Annotated in this window: 3 protein-coding genes and 2 pseudogenes; 1 reads left to right on the top strand and 4 read right to left on the bottom strand. The window is 68.2% G+C overall.

Annotation, left to right across the window (positions count from 1 at the left end):
* Positions 1–43 precede the first annotated feature (43 nt).
* Positions 44–151: pseudogene (locus JCM19049_RS19710) on the top strand (YdeI/OmpD-associated family protein); the annotation flags it as partial.
* Between the two features lie 237 nt (positions 152–388).
* Here JCM19049_RS19710 and JCM19049_RS08985 read toward each other — a convergent pair.
* The 4 genes and pseudogenes from JCM19049_RS08985 to JCM19049_RS09000 all read right to left on the bottom strand — a co-directional run.
* Positions 389–2,288 (bottom strand): annotated as a pseudogene (locus tag JCM19049_RS08985) (NHL domain-containing thioredoxin family protein); the annotation flags it as partial.
* 194 nt (positions 2,289–2,482) lie between these two features.
* Positions 2,483–2,806, bottom strand: a complete 324-nt coding sequence (locus JCM19049_RS08990; protein WP_054821417.1) for a hypothetical protein — start codon at positions 2,804–2,806, stop codon at positions 2,483–2,485.
* A 29-nt stretch (positions 2,807–2,835) separates the two neighbouring features.
* Entirely contained in the window at positions 2,836–3,165 is a 330-nt protein-coding gene (locus tag JCM19049_RS08995) for a hypothetical protein (protein WP_054821418.1), read from the bottom strand.
* Positions 3,166–3,193: 28 nt separating this feature from the next.
* Positions 3,194–4,204, bottom strand: a 1,011-nt coding sequence (locus JCM19049_RS09000) for a cytochrome c oxidase assembly protein (protein WP_279402814.1), incomplete at its 5' end; no start/stop codon positions are given.

Raw genomic sequence — 4,204 nt, forward strand, 5'->3', positions numbered from 1 at the left:
GACGCTGCGGGCCACCCTGGCCGAGCAGTGGCCGGAGACCCGCGTGCCGCAGGACCTGGCCGAGGCGCTGGAGGAGGCCCAGGACCTGGAGGGGACCTGGGAGAGCCTGACCCCGATGGCCCGCTGGGAATGGGTGCGCTGGGTGGGGGCCACCAAGAACCCGTCAACCCGCCAGCGCCGCGTGGAAGTGAGCATCTCCAAGCTGCGGGAGGCAAGCGCCGCCCCTGCTGCTTCGACCTGTCCTCCTGCACCGACCCGGAGGTCGCCAAGAGCGGCAAGCTCATCGAGCGTAGTCGGCCATCGAAGCAAAGCAGCGGGCCGCCCACCGGATCCTCTCCGGCGGGCGGCCCGCTGCCTTGCTCTTCGTACGGCCCTTCCCGTACGCGGGTTAGTTCACCCCGCGCAGGTCCAGCTCCAGCTGCTGGTCCCCTTCGGCATCCAGCAGCACCGGGATGCCCCAATCCTGCTGGTACAGGTGGCAGGCGGCGTGATCTGGAATTTCCCCACCCGGCTCCCCGTCACAGGCGGCGGCACGGGCGGTGATGTGCAGGACCCCCTCGGGCACGTCCGGTTCAAGCTCAGGGTGCGTTCCAGGCCCACCGAGGTGCCGGCTCCCTCCAACAGCAGCTCCTCCGGGCTGGCGGAGATCTTCAGCTGGGTCGGGTCCCCCCAACGGTCATCGAGCTTCTGCCCGCTCGGGGCGGCGAAGCGCACGGTGATCCGGTGCTGCCCGGAACGCACCTTGGTACGCGGACGCTGGGTCTGGCTGGCGCCCTTGTCCACTGACAGGGCCTCTGCCGGGACCGGGATGCGCACCAGCTGGTGCGCGTTGGTTTCCACGATCAGCAGCACCGGGTCCCCGTCCACCGAGTCATCCAGCAGCACGTCCGCCGGTTCCTTCAGCCCTTGGCCAGGGTGGAGACGGTTTGGGTCACCGGATCGTAGCGGCGCACCGCCCCGTTGTAGGAGTCGGCCACCGCCACCGAACCATCGGGCAGGTTCGCCACGCCCAGCGGGTGCTGCAGGCGGGCTTGTTCGGCCAGCCCGTCACGGAACCCGAAGTCGAACAGGCCGGTGCCGATGGCGGTGGAAACCTGAAGGGCCTGGCCCCGCTCATCGGTGGTGATGCTGCGCAGCGCACTGGTTTCGGAGTCCGCCACCCACACGGTGCCCTGCGCGTCGATGCTCAGCCGGAGGACTGGGCGAACCAGGACTCATGGGCCGCACCGTCGGCCAGCCCCTCAAGGCCGGTGCCGGCAAAGACGCTGACCGCGCTGGTGCGCGGGTCGAAGGAGAAGATCTGGTGGGTGCCGGCCATCGCCACGATTACCTTGCCCGCCGGGTGGTAGACCACGTCCCAGGGCGAGGAGAGGGAAATGTTCAATGCATCGGTGCCCAGTTCGGTGGGCTGTTCGGTGTTCCGGGCTGTTTCGGCATCCAGCAGGCGCTGCACGCCGTTGCCGGCCAAGGTGCCGACCTTGCCGGTGCCCAGGTTGACCGAGCGCAGCCGGTGATTCACGGTGTCCGCCACGACCACGTCGTAGCCGACCTCCTCGGCCAGTTCGGCCGGCAGCAGGCTCAGCCCCTGCAGTTCGTTGAACTGGGCGCTGTCAGCGTCCCCGTCCGCGTAGCCGCGCACCCCGGAGCCGATGGTGCGCACCACGCTGGACAGGTCCGGGCCCAGCTCCACCAGGCGGTGGTGGCCGGAGTCGCCGACCAGGAAGTTCCCGTTGGGCAGCGGCATGACCTTGCCCGGGAAGCGCAGGTCCCCCTCGCGGGCCGGCGGGGCAACGTACGGCCCGTCCCCACGGTGCAAGGTGCCCTTCGCCTCATGCTCGGCAACCAGTTCGGTGACCAGGGAGCGCAGCCCGGCCGCGTGCCCTTCCCCGGAGAGGTGGGCGACGATATAGCCTCGGGATCCAGCACCACCAGGGTGGGCCAGGCGCGGGCCGCGTAGGCCTGCCAGGTCTGCAGTTCCGGGTCATCGAGCACCGGGTGCTCAATCTCGTAGCGTTCCACGGCGGCGGCCAGCGCGTCCGGGTCCGCCTCGTGTTCAAACTTTGGCGAATGCACGCCCACGGTCACCAGCACGTCCCGGTACTCTTCCTCCAGCGGGCGCAGCTCGTCGAGCACGTGCAGGCAGTTGATGCAGCAGAAGGTCCAGAAATCAAGCAGGACAATCTTGCCGCGCAGGGCCTCCAGGTCCAGCTGCCGCCCGCCGGTGTTCAACCAGTTGCGGCCCACCAGTCGGAGCCGCGGACCTTGTAGGCGGTGCGGACGGAAGAAGTATCAGGCTCATGCCAAGGGCTCCTTAGGTTGGGGACACCGGTGGCCGATGGCCGACCGGGATACGTCCATGGTAGTCGTGGCCCGCCCCGGCAGCGGTGCGCATGACGCTGTGCGAAGCCGGGGGGCGGGCCGGCGGTGTTACAGCTGGCCCAGCACGCTGTCCATGATCTGCTTGGCGACCTGGCCGAACTGTTCATCGGCCAGCGATTGGCCGGAGATGAAGGAGACCATGGCCACGTACTGGCTTGGTCTGCACCAGCACCAGGGTGTCCTGGGCGGTGTCCGCGTTGCCGCGCCGGGTGTAGGCCAGCTGGGACTCCACCTCGCCGACCTGCGGGTTGCTGAACTTCAGCGTCTCGGTGTACTCGCTGCGGTTCAGCTTCACGCTGGAGCAGTCGGTGCGCATGGTCAGCACGGTCTTGAAGTGCTCCTCCACCGGGGCCCGGTCCGCGACCTTGGCCACCTCCACCGAGCCGGCGATGTTCCCGGCCTGGTTGGTGAAGTCGGTACGCGCCACCTCGGTGCCCAGCTGCGCCGGGGACCAGTTCAGCGCCTCCAGCGGCTGCTCGCACTGGAGGGCAGCACCACCACATCCTTCAGGGTGTCGGTGGGCGGGGTGGCCAGTTCCTTCAGCTGCTCCTGGCCGATCCGCTGGGACTGGTCAAAACCCAGTTGGGCGGCGAAGACGGCACCGACCTGGGTAGCCAGCTCCACGGTGGAGGCCTGCCCAGTTTGCTCGCTGCTGCCCGGTTCGGGGCTGGGCAGCGGCTTGCCGCTGGGCTTCGGATTGGCGGTGGCGGAGACATGGATGTCATCCTGCGGCATCTGCTCGGCCTGTGGTTCTGCCGAGCAGCCCGCCAGCAGCAGCCCGGCCACCAGCAGTCCAGCGCCGGCCCTGAATCGTTTAGCTGCCACGGTGCTCCCTGTGCTCAACTTGCTGCTCCATTTTCCTGTCCATCTGCTTCAGCCGGGCGAACATTTCGTTGTAGGCGGCCAGGTCCGCGTCCCCGTCACGGTCCGCCTGGCGGTCCACGCGCTTCTTCTCCCGGTCATCGCTGCGCGCCCAGGTGATCATCACGGCGATGGCGATCACCAAGGTCGGCACCTCGCCGATCGCCCACATCGCCCCGGCACCGACCACCTGGTCCTCCAGGGCGCTGCCGCCCCAGGTGCGGCCCATGTTGCCGAACCAGTCGGCGGCCAGCAGCGTGTCGGTGCTCATCAGCGCCACGGCGAAGAACGCGTGGAAGGCCACGGTGGCCAGCAGCAGCAGCAGGCGGAACGGGTAGTTGAAGCGGAACGGGATCGGGTCGGCCTCAATGTGGCTGAGCACGAACAGGTAGCCGGTGAGCAGGAAGTGCACGTTCATCAGCTCATGCCCGGCGTGGTAGCGCATGGCCGGTTCCAGGATCGGGGTGAAGTAGAAGATCACGATGGACCCGGCGAAGTTCACGGCGGCGAAGATCGGGTGGGTGATGACCTTCGAATACGGTGAATGCACCAGCCACAGGATCCATTCGCGGGCCCCGCGGGTCCCGTCGGTGCGGGTGGGCAGCACCTTCAGCGCCAGGGTGACCGGGGCGCCGAGCACCAGGAAGATCGGCACGATCATGGTCAATGACATGTGATCGACCATGTGCACCGAGAACTGGATTTTGCCGTAGACGGTCAGGGCGCCGCTGGTGACATAGAACAGGGCCACCAGGCCCACAATCCAGCTGATCAGGCGCAGCACGCTCGGCTTGTCCCCGCGCCGGCGCAGGGTGATGAACGCCCACAGGTAGAACACCAGCAGGAACACGCACACCGCCACCCACAGCCAGTCCGGGCGCCACACGGTGAACCAGCTGGAGGTCTGCAGCGGTTCGGGCAGCTCATAGCCGGTCAGCAGCCGCGCCGGGGTAGCTCGGTCGGC

The sequence above is a fragment of the Arthrobacter sp. JCM 19049 genome (genome assembly GCF_001310435.1).